This is a genomic window from Geobacillus sp. YHL, assembly GCF_022341265.1.
GTDB lineage: Bacteria > Bacillota > Bacilli > Bacillales > Anoxybacillaceae > Geobacillus > Geobacillus thermoleovorans.
Genome location: NZ_JAEIGB010000003.1, coordinates 167,394 through 183,364, shown reverse-complemented (window position 1 = coordinate 183,364; position 15,971 = coordinate 167,394). Strand labels below are relative to the sequence as shown.

Here is a 15,971-nt window from a genome sequence, read left to right as displayed (position 1 = left end):
TGTTCAAAAAGAGAAAAGCATCGATGCTCTGTTGACAGCCGCCACACTTTTGTCACATTTCCAAAGGAGAGAACGCCATGGCGAACCATTGGATGAAAGACCGCTTAAAAGCTGTTCCGTTGTTTCGTGAACTGTCCGATTACGAGCTTGATTCGCTGGTTGCCATTTCCCACGTGCGCGTTTACAAGCCGCGGACGTTTGTCTTTATGCAAGGCGACCCGCTCGAGCGAGTCTATTTCATTCATTCCGGCACGGTAAAAATTTATAAAACGGACTTCAGCGGGAAAGAACAAATCGTTTCGATTTTGCAGACGGGAGAAATGTTTCCGCATGCCGGCTTTTTCTTAAAAGGCACCTATCCGGCCCACGCCGAAGTGGTCGAGGAAGCGACATTGATCGCGATCCCGATCCACGATTTCGAACAAGTGCTGATGGCGAGCCCTGAACTTTGCATAAAACTGTTTCGCGTCATGGGCGAAAAAATCGTTGATTTGCAAAACCGGCTCGAAGCGCAAGTGCTCCACAATACGTACGAACAAATCGTGTTGCTTTTGTTGCGGTTGACGCGCACGAACGCCGTCAAACAAGGGAAGTGGCACCGTCTCACCGCCCATGTGACAAACCGCGAGCTGGCCAACATGATCGGCACCGCCCGGGAAACGGTGAGCCGCACGTTGAGCCAACTGAAACGGAAAGGGCTGATTGACGTCGACGAACACGGCTTTTATTTGATTGACCGCGAAGGGCTCGAACAAGAAATCTTTTTCTAACTCCTTTTTCCCCATCGTCCGGCACCGGTCGGGATGCGCAATGGAGCTGATGGGGTTTCCTTTCAAACATTTCGGCAAGCCCATCTTTCTGGAACATGCTATTCCGCCCTTTCAAACGAAAACGAAACCTTTTTTCCAAAGTGGAATATGTCATGTTTCGGCCGAAAGATGTGAGCTATATCACAACATTCCACAGTGAAAATGATTATCATGATAGTCAAAAAGGAGGGAAAGCGCATGGGTGTGACGATTGAACTCGATGTGCGCGAAGATTTGCGGCAGAAACGTGAGCCGTTTGAAAAAATTATGAACGCCATCAAGCCGCTGCAGCCGGGCGATACGTTCATTTTACACGCCCCGTTCAAGCCGCTGCCGTTGTTTCCGATTATGAAAGCGAAAGGATTTACGTACGAGGCCGAACAAATCGAGAAAAAACATTGGAGAGTAACGTTTGTCAAACAGGGGGGATGACCGATGATCCTCGATAACCGCGGACTCGAGCCGCCGCAGCCAATGATGCGGACGCTCGCTGCCCTCGCTAAGCTGAATCCTGGGGAGACGCTGACGATCATTAACGATCGCCGCCCGATGTTTTTGTACGAGCAGCTTGACGAGCTTGGCTACCGGCACGAGACGGTCGCACGCGAAGACGGCAGTTTTGAAATCCGCATTACGAAAGGATGAGCAACGTGTTTCCTACTCGCACGGGGACGGAAACAGACGTCCGTCTTCCGTTCTCGTTTATCATGTTCGCCGTGTTGGCGTTCGCCGCGTCGCAACTTATGTTGCTTGGAGCGATTCCCTCACTTAGCAGCGGCGCGTTCCGGCTGCCGTTCGTGTGGGCGGCGGCCCACCTGGCGTTGCTTGGCTTTGCATTGATGACGGCCATGGGGGCGATGTACCAGCTCGTTCCGGTCGCCTTTTTGACGCCGATTTGGAGCGAGCGGCTCGGTTTTTGGCAGTTTGCGATCACCGCTCTCGGCATCGTCGCCTTTGCCGCCAGTTTAGCGTTTACGCCAAACCAAGCGTTTCTCCCTGGCTTGCTTCTGCTGTTCGGCATCGTGCTGTTTGTCTGGCAAATGGCGATGACATTAAAACAACAAAAAAACAAAACGATCATGACGCTGTTTGTCGCGACTTCCTTGTTGTTTTTGCTGCTGACGGGCGCCGCCGGAGGGCTGCTTGCCTTTCACTTTTTCGCCGCCACAGGCGCCAACAGTCATGAAGTGTTGTTCGGCTTGCATGTGCTGTTCGGGCTGTGCGGCTGGTTCACACTGCTCATCATAGGCTTTTCGTACAAAATGGCGCCGATGTTCTCGCTCGCCCACGGCTTTTCGCTGCGGCCGGCGCGTTACGTCTATGCGCTGTACATCAGCGGGATTGCGGTGGCGTTCGCCAGCTTATTCTTGCGAAGCCACGCATGGCTTGCAGCCGGTGCAGCCTTGCTCATGAGCGGATTCGTTGTTTTCGCCTGGCATATCCGCGCCATTTTGCAAAAGCGGATGAAAAAAACGCTTGACCGCCCGTTCCGCTTTTCGCTTTCGGCCATCGTCATCGGCCTTGTGCTGCACGTTGCCGCCTTTGTCGCCATCGTCGTCGGCAGCGGACGGCTGCTTGGCATCATTGTTTATCTATTCATTGTCGGCTGGATCCTGTTTAGCATCATCGGCTATTTGCTCAAAATCGTGCCGTTTTTATGGTGGACGCATCGCTACAGCGAAAAAGTCGGCCAACAAAACGTGCCGACGTTAAAACAAATGATGAATGAGCGAGCCGTCACCGTCCAATGCCGCCTATGGCTCATCGCCCTCGCGCTGGCGGCCGTTGCGCTTGCTGTCGCGAGCGTGCCGCTGTTCGCCATCACTCAAGTGCTGTTGGCTGGATTAAGCGTTGCCTTTGCCGGAACGATTTTAACGGTCTTCCGAAAATAAACGAATGAGGAGGAAAAGAACGATGGATGTCCGCGAACTTGCCATTCAACAGCTGAAAACGGTCCTTGATCCGGAGCTCGGCATTAACGTCGTCGATTTAGGGTTGATTTATGACTTAAAAATCGAAGATGGGCATATCAATGTCCTGATGACGCTCACGACCCCCGGCTGCCCGCTTCACGACTCGATCGCCGGCGGCGTCAAACGGGCGCTTGAGCACATTGACGGCATCCGTGACGTGCGCGTCCAAGTGACATGGAACCCGCCATGGACGCCCGAGCGGATGAGCGAAGAAGCGCTCCGGCAGCTTGGGCATTTTTCTTGAAACACTCCACTTTTTCCATCCCCTTTTCGCCGTTCGCCCGTGTTGGGCGGGCGGTTGTTTCATTGTTCTGCAACTGCTGAACACTCCCCGCCCTTTATTTTTGTATCATAATAGAAAAAACGAGAGCCATCGCTTGGCTATTTAAAGGAAAAACGAATCGAGGCCGCGAATCATATACCAAGAGGTGAGAGCGATGTTTGCCAAAATCGACGAGCTGAAACAACGGTTGGATGCGTTGCGCCCTTTGCCTCCAGGGTTGGTGAAAAACTTGCGGGAATCATTTCGGATCGAATGGACGTACCATTCGAACGCCATCGAAGGCAATACGTTAACCTTGCTGGAAACAAAGCTAGTCATAGAAGAAGGGATTACCATTGGCGGGAAACGGCTTAAGGAACATTTGGAAGCTATTAACCATGCGGAGGCGATTGACTTTATTGAAGAGTTAGTCGCAAACAAAGAACATTTGACTGAGCACGTGTTGAAACAGGTCCATTATTTAGTATTAAAGAGCATTGACAATGAAAATGCCGGGAAATATCGAACATACAATGTGCGCATTTCCGGCAGCTCGTACACCCCCCCTCACTTTTTGCATATACAAGATGAAATGAATCAATTGTTTTCTTGGTATGAAACGAATCAACATGCTCTTCATCCAATCGAACTGGCGGCTCGTTTCCATTTTCAGCTCGTATACATTCATCCATTTGCTGACGGAAACGGACGAACCGTCCGCTTAATGATGAATTTCATTTTAATGCAGCATGGCTATCCGCCCGCTATTGTGAAAGCAAACCCGGAACAGCGCCGGAAGTATTACGAAGCGTTGGAAAAAGCGAGCGTCAAAGGTGAGGTCACTCCGTTCATTCAACTGATCGCCGCATGTGTCGAAGAAAGCTTGCGCCATTACTTGTACGCTTTAGGGATGGAGGATTAACAACAGAGCGCAAACAAAACGACACGGAACAACGGGCATTTCCGTGTCGTTTGTTTTTCTCCTCCATGAGACCCGCCTCCGGTTGGCGTTTGATCGGCTATTCAAGCAACACGTTCCACAACCATGCCATCAAAGGAACGATGACAAAAAAGGCGAAGGCGATGTATCCGACATATCGAATCCACCGGGGAAATCCTCGCCAATCGAGGGCTTCCCGCTTCATCGCCCCTCCCGCGGCGATCCGATCCAACTCTTCGGCCGGCGAAAACACCCGGTCATCCATCCGTTGAATCTCTTCTGTCCGTTGCGTTTCATGCCTCTCTTCTTTTCGTGATCCCTTCATGACGCCCCTCTTCCCCACGATTTTCATGAACAGACCAAAACGATGGTTCCATCCAACAGCCGCTATCCCCAAACATTCAACCTAATCAGCTGTGATGTTTTCCTCTTCATTATACCGTCTCTCATCGTCAGAAAGCACCCATATTTTCCACGCATTTCATGAGAGAGGACAAATGCACTTCTTCTAAGTTGGACGATGTATCTCGCTGCCCGCAGCCCCGTCTCATTCCTTCACCCGCAATAGGCGCATGCTGTTGAGTGTCACTAGCAGCGTCGCGCCCATATCGGCGAACACCGCGAGCCAAAGGGTGAGCCAGCCCGGGACGGCGGCCACGAGTGCCAGCACTTTAAGCCCTAAGGCGACGGCGATGTTTTGCCGGATGACGGCAAGCGTTCGGCGCCCAAGGTGGACGGTGTACGGCAGCTGGCGCAAATCGTCGGCCATGAGCACAACATCGGCTGTTTCCAAGGCGGCATCCGTCCCCGCCCCGCCCATCGCCACACCAATATCGGCCGCGGCCAAGGCAGGGGCGTCATTCACCCCGTCGCCGACCATGGCGGTCATGCCGCAACGTTCTTTCAGCTCGCGGATCGCCGCCAGCTTCTGTTCCGGAAGGAGCTCGGCGCGAATATCGGATACGCCCGCTTGACGGCCGATGGCCTGTGCGGTTTGCTCGTGGTCGCCCGTCACCATCACCACTTCCGCCACCCCAAGGCGCCGCAGCGCGGCAACCGTTTCCGGGGCGGACGGCCGCAGTTGATCGGCCGCGGCGACAAGCCCCAACAGCCGATCGGCCGTGCCGACGGCCATCACGGTTTTTCCTTCGTCCCGAAAGGCAGAGATTTGCTTTTCCGCTTCATCGGGCAACTTCCCGATCCAACTGGTAAACAAAGCGGGGCTGCCGATATAGTACGTGTTCCCCGCAATCACCGCCTTCACTCCTTGGCCGGTGAGCGATTGAAACTCCTCGACGGCCACATCAAGAAACGGTGCTCCCTCTTCTTCCGCCTTGCGGACGATGGCAGAAGCCAAAGGGTGCTGCGACCGTTTTTCGATGGCGGCGGCGATGGCCAACAGCTGCTCACGTGTTCCTTCATACACGACGACATCGGTCACGGCTGGTTTCCCTTTCGTCAACGTCCCGGTTTTATCAAAGGCAACGGCACGCAGCCGGCCGATTTGTTCGAGATGCACGCCGCCTTTGATGAGCACGCCGCGCCGAGCCGCGTTTCCGATGGCCGTCACAATCGCCACCGGGGTGGAGATGACGAGCGCGCACGGGCAGCCGATGACAAGAACAGCAAGACCGCGGTAAATCCAATCAAGCCACTCCCCGCCCATCACGAGCGGCGGAACGATGGCGATCAGAAGCGCGGTCACGATAATAAACGGCGTATAATAGCGAGCAAACCGGTCGACGAACGCTTGCGACGGCGCCCGCTCCGCTTGCGCCTCTTCTACAAGATCAATCATTTTCGCCAATGTCGTTTCATCCGCCCGCTTTGTCACTTCAACTTCGAGGAATCCTTCTCCATTCAGCGTCCCGGCAAACACTGCATCCCCCACTGCTTTTTCCACCGGCAGACTTTCGCCGGTGATCGCCGCTTCATTCACTGTGGAGGCGCCGCTTATGACAATGCCGTCCAAAGCGATTTTTCCACCCGGCTTGACGATCATGACATCCCCGACGCGAACGTCTTCGACCGGAACGGTCACCTCCTCCGCACCGCGCCGAATCGTCGCTGCAGCGGGCGCCATCTCCATCAACGAGGCGATCGACCGCCGTGCTCGATCCATCGAGTAGCTCTCGAGCGCTTCGCTGATGGCAAATAAAATGACAACGACTGCTCCCTCTTGCCATTCGCCGATCGCCGCCGCACCGAGAATAGCGATCGTCATTAATGTTTTCATATCAAACTGCCAGCGGGCCAGATTCCGGAGCCCCGTCCAGAACAGGGAGTAGCCGCCGATCACGATCGCCGCCAAATACATCGCAATCGCCAGCATCCCCTTGTCCGCCGCATCGGCCGCAATGCCAATCAGAAGCAATACAGCAGAGACAAGGACGTTCCTGTTCTCTTTCTTCTTCCAAAACGGCTCCCGCCGGATGGTGCGCTCGCGTTCTTCACGAATTTTCAGGCGTTCAAACGCTCCCGCTTGTTCAAGCTCATCAATCGTCGCCTCGCCCCAAACGGTGAGCTTGGCGGCGCCGAAATTCACTTTCGCCTCTTTCACGCCGGGCAAGGATTTCACGTTTTGCTCAAACTTAGCTGCGCAGTTTGTGCACGTCAGTCCTTGCACGCGGTATGTTTTGGCCTCGAGCCGATCTAATGTTTGTTCATTCCCCACGGCCGTCCCCCTCTTTCCGATGGGCGAGCGCGACAAGCAGCAGCTCGCGAATATGGTCGTCATCCAGTGAATAAAAGGCGAGTTTTCCCTCTTTCCGATATTTCACGATGCCTTGTTTGTACAAGATGCGCAAATGATGCGATGTCGTCGCCACCGTCGCACCAATGACGTTCGCTAGGTCACAGACGCACAACTCCTCTTCACCGCAAAGCGCATACACGATCTTCGCCCGATTTTCGTCGGCAAGCGCCTTGAAAAACGGCACGATCGCGGCAATGTTTTCATCACGAAGCCGCCTCTGAACCCGCTCGACCTTCTCTTCGTCATAACAGTAAACGTCGCACACATCATGACGGTGCATTCCTTCTCGCTCCTTGTCAATATTCAAATATTCGTTTGAATATAGAATAGCATATCTCCCCCTTATATTCAAATATTCATTTGAACAAAAAATGTGCTCAAACGAAAAATCCGCCTTTTTTGTTTTTAAAAGGCGGATTCCCTCTTGTGAAGCACGCTTTAGCTGACCACAAACATGTTCGTTTCCTCATTGCCGATTTTGCTTACACATGCTCGCGAAACCAGCGCACCGTCTCCAAAAACGCTTCACGCGTCACTTTATGGCCGGCGTGCGGGTCGGCGATGAATTGCAGCCGGTCTTCGTTTCCTTCATAAAGTGGTTTAATTTGCTTGTAAAACTCATATGTATAAGCATACGGGACGACTTGGTCGGCTTTCCCGTGCCAGATGAACAGCGGCCGGCCGTCGAGTTTTTCCGGCTGCTTGGATAAATCGTAGCGGGCGAGCTTTTCTTTTTCGAGCGCAAGCAGCGTCGGCGGCAGCGGAATGTCGATTTGGCGCCGCTTTCCTTCTTCAATCATCTCATCAAAAAAGGCGCTGTAGTTCGGGCAGCCCATGAGCGCCACCGCCGCCCTCACCCACGGATAGACGGCGAGCGCGCCGAACGTGACGATTCCGCCCATCGATGTCCCAGCGAGCCCAATCCGTTCTCGGTCAGCCAGCCCGCGGCTTACAAGGTCGTTTTTCATCTCCTCGATTTCGGTGATCGTGCGCACAACAATGTCCCAAAACGACAGCTGCAATTTCCGTTCGCTCAAGCCTTCGTCCCGTTCACCGTGAAACAGCGCGTCGGGAAGCACAGCGCGGTAGCCCGCCTCGGCGAGCAAGTAGCCGAAATGCAAATTATGTTCTTTGGCGCTCGTAAAGCCGTGGATAAAGAAAATCAGCGGCAGCCGTTCGTCCCGCTTTTCCGGCTTGACAACGTGAAGAACCGGCACGCCGGCCAACTGTTCCTGTTCAATGATCACCATGGTTGCACAAACCCCTTTTCTTTTTCCATCGCTGTATAGTTTACCATATGGACAGCGATTTTGGAAAAGAGTTACACTATGTAGTGTAAAGAATAACGAGGGCAAAGGAGTCGGACATGAAGCCGTATTTAATCGCGTTGGATTTGGATGGAACGTTGCTCAAAGAGGATAAAACGATTTCTCCATTTACCAAAGACGTCATCCGCCGCGCCATCGACGCCGGCCATTTTGTTGTCATCGCCACCGGCCGCCCGTACCGGGCAAGCTCCATGTACTACGAAGAACTTGGCCTTGCAACGCCGATCGTCAATTTCAACGGCGCGTTTGTCCACCATCCGCGCCAGCCGTCGTGGGGCATGCACCATTACCCGCTGCCGCTTGCGATCGTCAAAGACATTGTTGAAATCAGCGAATCCTATGGAATCAAGAATATGATGGCCGAAGTGTTAGACGATGTCTATTTCCACCAACATGACGAGGTGTTGCTTGACATCGTCCGCCTTGGCAACCCGACCGTGGAAATCGGTGATTTGCGCCGCTCGCTCGGCAAAGATCCGACGAGCGTGCTCGTGTACACGGACGATGATCATATCGAGCGGATTCAATCACACTTAGCGAATGTGTACGCCAACGTCATTCACCAACGGCGCTGGAGCGAACCGTGGCATGTCATTGAAATCATCCGCCATGGCGTCCATAAGGCTGCAGGCTTAAAACAAGTCGCCGACTATTTTGGCATCCCAAGGGAGCGCGTCATTGCTTTTGGCGATGAAGACAACGACCTCGAGATGATCGACTGGGCCGGTCTCGGTGTTGCGATGGGCAACGCCATCGAACCGTTGAAAACCATTGCCGACGATGTGGCAAAAACCAATGAAGAAGACGGCGTCGGTGTATATTTGCAGGATTTGCTTCGTTTGTAGTTTCCATCGCGGCGGCTTCCGAGCCGCCTTTTTTGGCGCCGTCGATTAAGATGGATGAAAAAGCGCGTTTCTCCAAAATGTTCATGAACAGAAAAAAGAACTGTTTCGATGCTGCTCCGTTGGCGAACGCTTTGCTGGAGCGTTTTCCGCGTTCCATCACCAGCCTTATCTGCTTCCTACAATCTAAACGCTGGCTGATGCTTCTCTTTTCGCCTTGCTCCAACCGCCTTGCCGCTTTGTAGAGCGACTTGTGTTGTAACGAATTTCCTTACTACTGTTCCCCCCGTGCGGTTACACTATACGTGACGCAACGCGCGTCTTCATATTTTAAAGGGGGAATCCGTCATGGGCAAACGAAACAAATCGAAGCGTTTCGTCCAACAAAGCGTCGATGCGGTTGAACGGCATGACAAGCGAATCCCTTATCATTTAACGTACGCCGAGGCGGAAGCGCGCAAAGCGGAAAAAGCGATGGAAACGTCGCTTGGAGGAGCGTAGCGATGGGCAACCGCCTGTTCCAAGAGGCGCGCAAAGCGGTCGCGCAGGCGAAACAAGCGGCCAATGGCGAAATCGACATGAACGTCGACCGCGCCATTGCCATCGCCAAAAACGCCTTGTCATCTGCCTATGCGCATTCCAACACGGCGGAAAAAGCGCAGTTGCGTCAATTTCAAGCCGAGCTGGACGAGCTCACCCACTAAACGGCTGCGGGCTTCCCGCAGCTGTTTCTTTCGCCCGTTGCCGATTTTCCATTGTATTCCGTCCGGAAAACCGCTACACTAAGAGAAGATAATGAATCGCTGTTCACCGGCCAAAATCGCCCATTCATCCGATGCGGCTATACAAAAAAGGGGGACGAACCATGTCCATTCAAATCATCACCGACAGCGGAGCGGATTTGCCGCAGTCGTACATTCGCGAGCATCAAATCGCCTTTTTGCCGCTTGTCGTTCATTGGAACGGCCAAGATTACGAAGACGGCATCACAATCGAGCCGAAGCAAGTATATGACGCCATGCGCCAAGGGCATACGGTGAAAACGGCACAGCCAAGCCCGCTGGCGATGAAGGAACTGTTTTTGCCATACGCCAAAGAAAACCGGCCATGCCTTTACATCGCCTTTTCATCGAAATTATCCGGTACATACCAAACGGCGATGGCCGTGCGCAGCGAACTGCTTGGTGAATATCCGGAATTTCGCCTGACGATCATCGACTCGAAATGCGCCTCTCTTGGCCAAGGGCTCGCCGTCATGAAGGCAGTCGAGCTGGCGAAACAAAACACACCGTACAACTTGCTTTGTGAAACGATCGAGGCGTATTGCCGCCATATGGAACACATTTTCACCGTTGACAACTTGGATTACTTGGCGCGCGGCGGCCGCATCAGCAAAACCGCCGCGGCCTTTGGGGGCTTGCTCAACATCAAGCCGCTTCTCCACGTCGAGGACGGAGCGCTTGTCCCGCTTGAAAAATGGCGCGGGCGGAAAAAAGTGTTGAAACGCATGGTCGAGTTGATGGGTGAACGCGGCGACGATCTGCAAAAGCAAACGATCGGCATCAGCCATGCCGATGACGAAGAAACCGCCTTGGAGCTGAAACAAATGATCGAAGAAACGCACGGCTGCACGCGCTTTTTCCTCTCCGACATCGGCAGCGCCATCGGCGCACACGCCGGACCGGGGACGATTGCCCTCTTTTTTCTGAACAAATATATTGAGATCTGACGCCTTTCCCGCCGGACGAAACACGGGCGCCTGCACAACACAGGCGCCTGTCCTCATCACCGAAGTTGATCAAGAAGGTTGTAGTAGTAGTACGTTTTGGACCGCATCCGGCCATCTGAGAAAATGAGTTGCTGTTCCTCAAACCGATTCAAATAGCGCCGAACCGTTGCTTCCGGCAAACCGGTCAACTCCGCCATCATGTTCGCGGTAAAAATCGGGTGCTGGAACATGACATTGACAACGGTTCGAATATTATGGCTGTTCACAAGCGCACTTGCCTTTTCCAAATCTTCTTCATACAAATCGTTTACTTTTTGAATCAATCGAACATTTTGTTTCGCTTGTAAATGGACGCATTGCAAGAAAAACTGAATCCATTGCGTCCAGTCGCCTTTGTAGCGGGTATCATTCAAATAGCGGTAATACTTGTGCTTATCCCGTTCAAGCACATCGCTGACAAAAAAGTTCGGGTAATCGATGACACCCTTACTATACAAATAGAGCGGAATCAAAATTCTTCCAATCCGACCGTTTCCGTCAAGAAACGGATGAATCGTTTCGAACTGCGCATGAATTATGGCTACTCTCACTAATTCATCATAATCATCGTTCGGTTCATGAATGTATTTCTCTAAATTTGACATATACTCATTGACAAGATGCGGCTCCGAAGGAATGTAAGTGGCGGTTTCAATCGTGCATCCTTCCGGACCGAGGAAATTTTGCACCCTTCGGAATTCCCCTGGCGACCGATGGGATCCGCGTACATCGTTTGACAACAAAATTCGATGCAACTGCTTAAACAACCGAGTCGAAATGGGGATCTCTTTCAGCGCATCCATCCCTGCCACTAATGCTTCATAATAGTTTAATGCTTCTCGCACATCGCTGTTCGCTTTTCTGCTTTGTGCTTCAGTCTCCATCACTTCATCCAATGTCACTTGTGTCCCTTCAATTTTCGTCGACTGCACCGCCTCCTTCAGCATGATCGGTCTGAGCAGAAATCGCGGATGCAGCTTTGAATGCCGCAGCATCGTTTGATACTCAACCATCGCCTTATTCGCTTCGATCAATTCGCGAAGAAAACGCATTTGATTCACGACATCTTCGCTAAGAGGAAGCTTGAAGGGGACAAACGGTTTTCGTTTCATTTTTCATTCCCCTTTACGAACATTTTAGATAAAAAATGATCGTTAAACACCTATATTTACCCTATTACAAACATTTATCTCTATTTTTGTACTTAATTATACTCTGAAGCGAACCATTTGTTAAGAAAAATTCTCCATTTATCTTTCCACAAACTACCTTCCCCTATTTCCATATAGTTCATTTCCATTTGCCGCATACTAATGATGGACGATCGAAACAAGGGAGGGCTACCGATGCCAAACACGAGCGACAATGACAAAAAAGCGCGCGACAACCAAGCGAAGCGCCATGAGAAAAACATGATGCGCGAAAAAAACCGCGAAGCCGGGAAGTTCGCGTATTCGAAGAAGACGGATCATTTATAAATCACAACAAAAGCTGCCTATCTTTAAATGTAGGCAGCTTCAGCTATTTTGCCTATTTCACACGGTCTATCAGGATCGTTGTCAATTCCGGAAAAATGGCCAGCACAACGATAAACAGCATCATAATGAGAGCGTAAGGCACTACGCCTTTTACGATCTCGGCAATCGTATTCGTTTTGTCCAGTCCTTTCAAAACAAACAAGTTCAGCCCTACCGGCGGTGTAATAAGGGCTAATTCCATATTGACGACCATAACGACCGCAAACCAAATGGGGTCAAACCCTAAAGCTGTGATGATAGGATACAAAATAGGCAGTGTAATCACAAGGATTGATATAGTTTCAAGAAAACAGCCTAAAATAAGCAGCACAATATTCACTAAAACGAAAATGGCCCAAGGAGATACTTGTTGTGAAGTGGCAAATTGCGTAATGGTCTGCGGAATTTGCAATATAGTCATGATGTACCCAAGAAGCATAGCTCCGACAATAATCATTAAAATCATTGCATTCGTTTTGACAGTTGATAAGACAATTGTTTTAATATTAGAAGTCGTGAAGTTTTTATATACGAAAATGGAAATCAAAATACTGGCCATAGCCCCAATGGCAGCAGCTTCCGTAGGGGTAAAGATTCCTGTATAGATTCCTCCTATGACAATGATGGGCAGTATAAGTCCCCATATGGCCTTTTTCGACGCTTCGAATCTCTCTACCCATGTCGCTGGCTTTTCCTTTATGTGGCACGTCTTCCATGAAGCATAGATCATGAATATTATCGTTAATAATATTCCTGGGATAATTCCGGCAACAAACAGTTTCCCAATCGATTCTCCTGTCACGGAACCGTATATAATCATCGGCACGCTTGGAGGAATGAGAATGCCTAATGTTCCCCCGGCAGCCAACAGGCCAAGAACTGTTCTTTTATCATATCCCCGCTTCGTCATTTCCGGAAGCGCGACCGCCCCAACAGTCACAGCAGTGGCAACACTCGAACCGGAAATCGCCGCAAAAATAGCACAGCAGAACAATGTGGCAATTGCTAGTCCTCCAGGAAGATGCCGAAACCATTTACTTGCCATTTCATATAAATCGCGCCCAACGCCGCTCACTACTAAAACTTGGCTCATCAAAACGTACATCGGCAAGGCGGTCAATGTAAAATCATCCAATGATTTGTAAGAAATGATCGGAATTTGTGAAAAAGAAAACGTCCCGCCATTGAACAGATACATGCCGCCAACTGCCAATAAGCCGAGCGCAAACGCGACAGGCAGTCCGATCAATAGCAGTACAGCCATTCCACCAAGGAAAAACGCCGCATTCATAAATGCCCATCCCCCTTTTGCGCTTCTCCGTCTACGATTTGCAATATAAAAGCAATACAAAGAAGTAAACCGCCAATCGGGAGAAACATTTCTGGAAGATACATAGGAATCCTCAATAATGATGATGAAGTTGTCCCTAGTTGATATGTGTTGACAACATGTTCGACACTGTAAATCGTAAAAATAAGACTGAAAATGAATCCACATACATTCGAGGCATACGCCAATATTTTTTGCACCTTGCTCGGCACAAGATTGATTAGTAAATCAACTGTAATATGGGAATATGTTCTCAACGTATAGGCAGAACCGAGAAAACAGCTCCCAATAATGGCGTATATGCATAATTCCGTAGCCCAAGTAGTCGGACGGTTAAACACCGACCTAGCGATAACGTCAAACGTTGTCATGCCTGTGGTTAATATGATCAATATTCCCGCTATCGCCCCGCCTGCTTGGATCAAACGATCTAAGAAATGATATAACCTCCTCATCCTTGACCTCCTTAACCAATAAGGGAGGGAGCCTTCCCTCCCCGTCTTCCCTACTCACTGGATGTTTTCCACTATATCGAGCAACTCTTTGCCTAAATCCCCAGCTCGCTCGATATACACTTCCCTTGCTGGTTGGGCGGCCTTTTTCCATTTTGGAAGATCCGATTCGGGAACAACGTACACTTCCATCCCTTTTTCTGCTAATTCTTTGGCCGTTCGTTCATCTTCCTCTTTCGCTTTCGCCCTAATCCATTGCTCCGTTTGCTGTGCAGTCTCCGTTAAGAGATGTTTCGTTTTTTCAGGAAGCCGATCCCAAAAGTTTTTATTGACCGCAAGGATGAACTCCAAGTAGGAATAATTGTTTATCGTTAAATACTTAGCGACCTCATCGTAATGCCGTTGAAGCATCGCTGTCGTCCCTGATGTCGCTCCATCAATTGTTTTTCTTTGCAGCGCTGTATAGACTTCCCCTGCTCCCAAAAATACCGGCGATGCCCCATAAGCTTTGATCATTTCCGATGGAATGTCGCCAATGCTGCGTATTTTCAATCCTTTAAAGTCTTCAGGTGACTTAAGCGGTCTGACGTTGTTGGCAAATTGTGCATAGCCATAATCGGCATACATGAGAACTTTTACCCCTTTTTCCTCCATCGCCTTGTTCAACTTTTCTCTCAACTCTCCAGACAGCGCTTTGCCAGCTGTTTCATGGTTAGGAAAAGCGTACGGGACATCAAAAATCCCCATTGCTGGAACTGTAGAAGCCCACAGTGTTGAGGAGTTGACCCCCATCTCCACCCCGCCGGTTAGTATGGCTTGGTTCATCTCTTTATCACTCAACAATTGCCCAGCAGGATATACTTGAATCTTCACCTTGCCTCCTGATTTTTCTGTCACCGTTTTGGCGAAATTTTCGACGCCAATGGAAATATGATGATCTTGCGGAAGATTGTAAGCCAGCCTGATGGTGACAGGTTCATATCCATTTTCCTCACCTTTATTCGGTTGTGGTTCCGCTGTGGAAGAACTTTTGCCGCATGCGCTTAACAGAATGGAAGCAGTCAATAAAGCTCCCACAAACAACGCTCGTTTTCTCACTTGCACTTCCCCCTTTTTTCTACTTGTCTTATTCTCCCTAATGGTTGATTGGATGTAAGACTAGCAGCGAAGTCAGCCGCCGCCAGCAATTTTTCAAAATCAATGTCTGTTCTAACCCCCATTCGTTCAAGCATATAAACCAAATCTTCGGTTGCTAAATTGCCCGCCGCTCCTGGGGCGAAAGGACATCCCCCTATGCCGCTGACAGACGTTTCAAATATGTTCACACCCGCTTCCAATGCCGCATAAGCATTGGCCAATCCCAGCCCCCTTGTATCATGGAGATGAATCGCAATAGGAATGGATGGCACCACCTGCATCACTTCAGCGAGCAGTTGTTTAACTTGTTTAGGAGTTGCGATTCCAATCGTATCGGCGATCCCAATCCGATCAACCCCGACTTCCGCCGCGCGTTCCACCAAGGATATAACTTTTGCTGGAGCTACTTCTCCCTCATAAGGACAACCAAAACTTACCGCTATGGAAAAACAGATTTTTATATTCAATGCCTTGCTTTCTTGAACAATCGTTTTGAACTGCCCGAAATTTTCGTCGATGCTCATCCCAATGTTTTTGCAATTGAATGTTTCGGTGGCGGCTGTTACCCAGTTCACCTCAGACACGTTTGTTTGTTTCGCCCGCTCGAATCCTTTTTGATTTGGAATCAATGCCACAAACTCAATTTCACCAAACGTTTCACATTGCTTTATGACTTGCTCAGCATCGGCCATTTGCGGAACTTTTCGGGGATGAACAAAAGAGGTGGCTTCAATTTTCTTCACATTGGAGTCAACAAGCATTTCAATCAGCCTTTTCTTTTTCTCAGTGGGAACGATAGCCGGTTCGTTTTGCAATCCGTCCCTAGGACTTACATCAATAATCTGGACGTCCGCCAAA

The 15,971-nt window shown here is 50.5% G+C and carries 20 protein-coding genes; 11 read left to right on the top strand and 9 right to left on the bottom strand.

Translation table 11 applies throughout. From position 1 onward, the window contains the following. Positions 1-77 precede the first annotated feature (77 nt). The 6 genes from JCR24_RS05320 to JCR24_RS05295 all read left to right on the top strand — a co-directional run bounded on the left by JCR24_RS05320 (position 78) and on the right by JCR24_RS05295 (position 3,966). A complete protein-coding gene (locus JCR24_RS05320; RefSeq protein ID WP_011230259.1) occupies positions 78-770 on the top strand; it encodes a Crp/Fnr family transcriptional regulator in 693 nt (230 codons plus the stop codon). A 237-nt stretch (positions 771-1,007) separates the two neighbouring features. Continuing rightward, positions 1,008-1,241: a DUF2249 domain-containing protein gene (locus tag JCR24_RS05315; RefSeq protein WP_014195085.1), complete on the top strand. Its 234-nt coding sequence runs from the start codon at positions 1,008-1,010 to the stop codon at positions 1,239-1,241. A gap of 3 nt (positions 1,242-1,244) precedes the next feature. After that, the gene (locus JCR24_RS05310) at positions 1,245-1,454 is read left to right on the top strand and encodes a DUF2249 domain-containing protein (RefSeq protein ID WP_013146125.1); all 210 of its coding nucleotides are present in this window, start codon (positions 1,245-1,247) and stop codon (positions 1,452-1,454) included. After that, on the top strand, positions 1,451-2,701 hold the full coding sequence (locus tag JCR24_RS05305) for a hypothetical protein (protein ID WP_238980219.1): 1,251 nt from the start codon (positions 1,451-1,453) through the stop codon (positions 2,699-2,701). Before JCR24_RS05310 ends, JCR24_RS05305 begins: the two co-directional genes overlap by 4 nt. Positions 2,702-2,723: 22 nt before the next feature. After that, the gene (locus JCR24_RS05300; RefSeq protein WP_011230255.1) at positions 2,724-3,026 is read left to right on the top strand and encodes a metal-sulfur cluster assembly factor; all 303 of its coding nucleotides are present in this window, start codon (positions 2,724-2,726) and stop codon (positions 3,024-3,026) included. Between the two features lie 193 nt (positions 3,027-3,219). After that, the gene (locus JCR24_RS05295; protein ID WP_238980218.1) at positions 3,220-3,966 is read left to right on the top strand and encodes a Fic family protein; all 747 of its coding nucleotides are present in this window, start codon (positions 3,220-3,222) and stop codon (positions 3,964-3,966) included. A 97-nt stretch (positions 3,967-4,063) separates the two neighbouring features. On the opposite strand, the gene JCR24_RS05290 is transcribed toward JCR24_RS05295, so the two are convergent. The 4 genes from JCR24_RS05290 to JCR24_RS05275 all read right to left on the bottom strand — a co-directional run bounded on the left by JCR24_RS05290 (position 4,064) and on the right by JCR24_RS05275 (position 7,989). Beyond that, complete coding sequence (locus tag JCR24_RS05290; protein WP_011230253.1) at positions 4,064-4,309, bottom strand: hypothetical protein; 246 nt, start codon at positions 4,307-4,309, stop codon at positions 4,064-4,066. 222 nt (positions 4,310-4,531) lie between these two features. Beyond that, positions 4,532-6,658 carry a heavy metal translocating P-type ATPase gene (locus JCR24_RS05285; RefSeq protein WP_011230252.1) on the bottom strand — a complete coding sequence of 709 codons (2,127 nt, stop codon included), beginning with the start codon at positions 6,656-6,658 and terminating at the stop codon, positions 4,532-4,534. After that, positions 6,648-7,019, bottom strand: a complete 372-nt coding sequence (locus JCR24_RS05280; RefSeq protein WP_011230251.1) for an ArsR/SmtB family transcription factor — start codon at positions 7,017-7,019, stop codon at positions 6,648-6,650. The genes JCR24_RS05285 and JCR24_RS05280 overlap by 11 nt, the downstream gene beginning before the upstream one ends. Positions 7,020-7,221: 202 nt before the next feature. Beyond that, positions 7,222-7,989 carry an alpha/beta fold hydrolase gene (locus JCR24_RS05275; protein WP_011230250.1) on the bottom strand — a complete coding sequence of 256 codons (768 nt, stop codon included), beginning with the start codon at positions 7,987-7,989 and terminating at the stop codon, positions 7,222-7,224. Positions 7,990-8,105: 116 nt separating this feature from the next. Here JCR24_RS05275 and JCR24_RS05270 point away from each other — a divergent pair, with 116 nt between their 5' ends. The 4 genes from JCR24_RS05270 to JCR24_RS05255 all read left to right on the top strand — a co-directional run bounded on the left by JCR24_RS05270 (position 8,106) and on the right by JCR24_RS05255 (position 10,638). Then, complete coding sequence (locus JCR24_RS05270; RefSeq protein WP_021322547.1) at positions 8,106-8,912, top strand: Cof-type HAD-IIB family hydrolase; 807 nt, start codon at positions 8,106-8,108, stop codon at positions 8,910-8,912. Positions 8,913-9,257: 345 nt separating this feature from the next. Continuing rightward, the gene (locus JCR24_RS05265; protein ID WP_011230248.1) at positions 9,258-9,410 is read left to right on the top strand and encodes a hypothetical protein; all 153 of its coding nucleotides are present in this window, start codon (positions 9,258-9,260) and stop codon (positions 9,408-9,410) included. 2 nt (positions 9,411-9,412) lie between these two features. Then, complete coding sequence (locus tag JCR24_RS05260) at positions 9,413-9,613, top strand: DUF3813 domain-containing protein (RefSeq protein WP_014195081.1); 201 nt, start codon at positions 9,413-9,415, stop codon at positions 9,611-9,613. A gap of 161 nt (positions 9,614-9,774) precedes the next feature. Continuing rightward, on the top strand, positions 9,775-10,638 hold the full coding sequence (locus JCR24_RS05255) for a DegV family protein (RefSeq protein ID WP_062898456.1): 864 nt from the start codon (positions 9,775-9,777) through the stop codon (positions 10,636-10,638). A 56-nt stretch (positions 10,639-10,694) separates the two neighbouring features. Here JCR24_RS05255 and JCR24_RS05250 read toward each other — a convergent pair whose 3' ends face one another. After that, positions 10,695-11,789 (bottom strand): Fic family protein, encoded by a 1,095-nt coding sequence (locus JCR24_RS05250; protein ID WP_238980217.1) that lies wholly within the window; start codon positions 11,787-11,789, stop codon positions 10,695-10,697. 234 nt (positions 11,790-12,023) lie between these two features. Here JCR24_RS05250 and JCR24_RS05245 point away from each other — a divergent pair, with 234 nt between their 5' ends. Next, the gene (locus tag JCR24_RS05245; protein ID WP_008879040.1) at positions 12,024-12,155 is read left to right on the top strand and encodes a DUF3941 domain-containing protein; all 132 of its coding nucleotides are present in this window, start codon (positions 12,024-12,026) and stop codon (positions 12,153-12,155) included. Between the two features lie 52 nt (positions 12,156-12,207). On the opposite strand, the gene JCR24_RS05240 is transcribed toward JCR24_RS05245, so the two are convergent. Genes JCR24_RS05240 through JCR24_RS05225 form a run of 4 tightly spaced genes read right to left on the bottom strand, consistent with a single transcriptional unit; the run spans position 12,208 to position 15,970 of the window. Further along, positions 12,208-13,485 (bottom strand): TRAP transporter large permease, encoded by a 1,278-nt coding sequence (locus JCR24_RS05240; RefSeq protein ID WP_015374099.1) that lies wholly within the window; start codon positions 13,483-13,485, stop codon positions 12,208-12,210. Beyond that, complete coding sequence (locus JCR24_RS05235; protein WP_015374098.1) at positions 13,482-13,979, bottom strand: TRAP transporter small permease; 498 nt, start codon at positions 13,977-13,979, stop codon at positions 13,482-13,484. The genes JCR24_RS05240 and JCR24_RS05235 overlap by 4 nt, the downstream gene beginning before the upstream one ends. Before the next feature lie 54 nt (positions 13,980-14,033). Further along, positions 14,034-15,074 carry a TRAP transporter substrate-binding protein gene (locus JCR24_RS05230; RefSeq protein ID WP_033005420.1) on the bottom strand — a complete coding sequence of 347 codons (1,041 nt, stop codon included), beginning with the start codon at positions 15,072-15,074 and terminating at the stop codon, positions 14,034-14,036. Continuing rightward, on the bottom strand, positions 15,071-15,970 hold the full coding sequence (locus tag JCR24_RS05225) for a hydroxymethylglutaryl-CoA lyase (RefSeq protein ID WP_015374095.1): 900 nt from the start codon (positions 15,968-15,970) through the stop codon (positions 15,071-15,073). The genes JCR24_RS05230 and JCR24_RS05225 overlap by 4 nt, the downstream gene beginning before the upstream one ends. Position 15,971: the final 1 nt, after the last annotated feature.

Bases quoted from the DNA above. Each gene is read 5' to 3' on its own strand.
- JCR24_RS05320 (WP_011230259.1), top strand. From the start codon at position 78: ATGGCGAACCATTGGATGAAAGACCGCTTAAAAGCTGTTCCGTTGTTT.
- JCR24_RS05315 (WP_014195085.1), top strand. From the start codon at position 1,008: ATGGGTGTGACGATTGAACTCGATGTGCGCGAAGATTTGCGGCAGAAA.
- JCR24_RS05310 (WP_013146125.1), top strand. From the start codon at position 1,245: ATGATCCTCGATAACCGCGGACTCGAGCCGCCGCAGCCAATGATGCGG.
- JCR24_RS05305 (WP_238980219.1), top strand. From the start codon at position 1,451: ATGAGCAACGTGTTTCCTACTCGCACGGGGACGGAAACAGACGTCCGT.
- JCR24_RS05300 (WP_011230255.1), top strand. From the start codon at position 2,724: ATGGATGTCCGCGAACTTGCCATTCAACAGCTGAAAACGGTCCTTGAT.
- JCR24_RS05295 (WP_238980218.1), top strand. From the start codon at position 3,220: ATGTTTGCCAAAATCGACGAGCTGAAACAACGGTTGGATGCGTTGCGC.
- JCR24_RS05290 (WP_011230253.1), bottom strand. From the start codon at position 4,309: ATGAAGGGATCACGAAAAGAAGAGAGGCATGAAACGCAACGGACAGAA.
- JCR24_RS05280 (WP_011230251.1), bottom strand. From the start codon at position 7,019: ATGCACCGTCATGATGTGTGCGACGTTTACTGTTATGACGAAGAGAAG.
- JCR24_RS05275 (WP_011230250.1), bottom strand. From the start codon at position 7,989: ATGGTGATCATTGAACAGGAACAGTTGGCCGGCGTGCCGGTTCTTCAC.
- JCR24_RS05270 (WP_021322547.1), top strand. From the start codon at position 8,106: ATGAAGCCGTATTTAATCGCGTTGGATTTGGATGGAACGTTGCTCAAA.
- JCR24_RS05265 (WP_011230248.1), top strand. From the start codon at position 9,258: ATGGGCAAACGAAACAAATCGAAGCGTTTCGTCCAACAAAGCGTCGAT.
- JCR24_RS05260 (WP_014195081.1), top strand. From the start codon at position 9,413: ATGGGCAACCGCCTGTTCCAAGAGGCGCGCAAAGCGGTCGCGCAGGCG.
- JCR24_RS05255 (WP_062898456.1), top strand. From the start codon at position 9,775: ATGTCCATTCAAATCATCACCGACAGCGGAGCGGATTTGCCGCAGTCG.
- JCR24_RS05250 (WP_238980217.1), bottom strand. From the start codon at position 11,789: ATGAAACGAAAACCGTTTGTCCCCTTCAAGCTTCCTCTTAGCGAAGAT.
- JCR24_RS05245 (WP_008879040.1), top strand. From the start codon at position 12,024: ATGCCAAACACGAGCGACAATGACAAAAAAGCGCGCGACAACCAAGCG.
- JCR24_RS05240 (WP_015374099.1), bottom strand. From the start codon at position 13,485: ATGAATGCGGCGTTTTTCCTTGGTGGAATGGCTGTACTGCTATTGATC.
- JCR24_RS05235 (WP_015374098.1), bottom strand. From the start codon at position 13,979: ATGAGGAGGTTATATCATTTCTTAGATCGTTTGATCCAAGCAGGCGGG.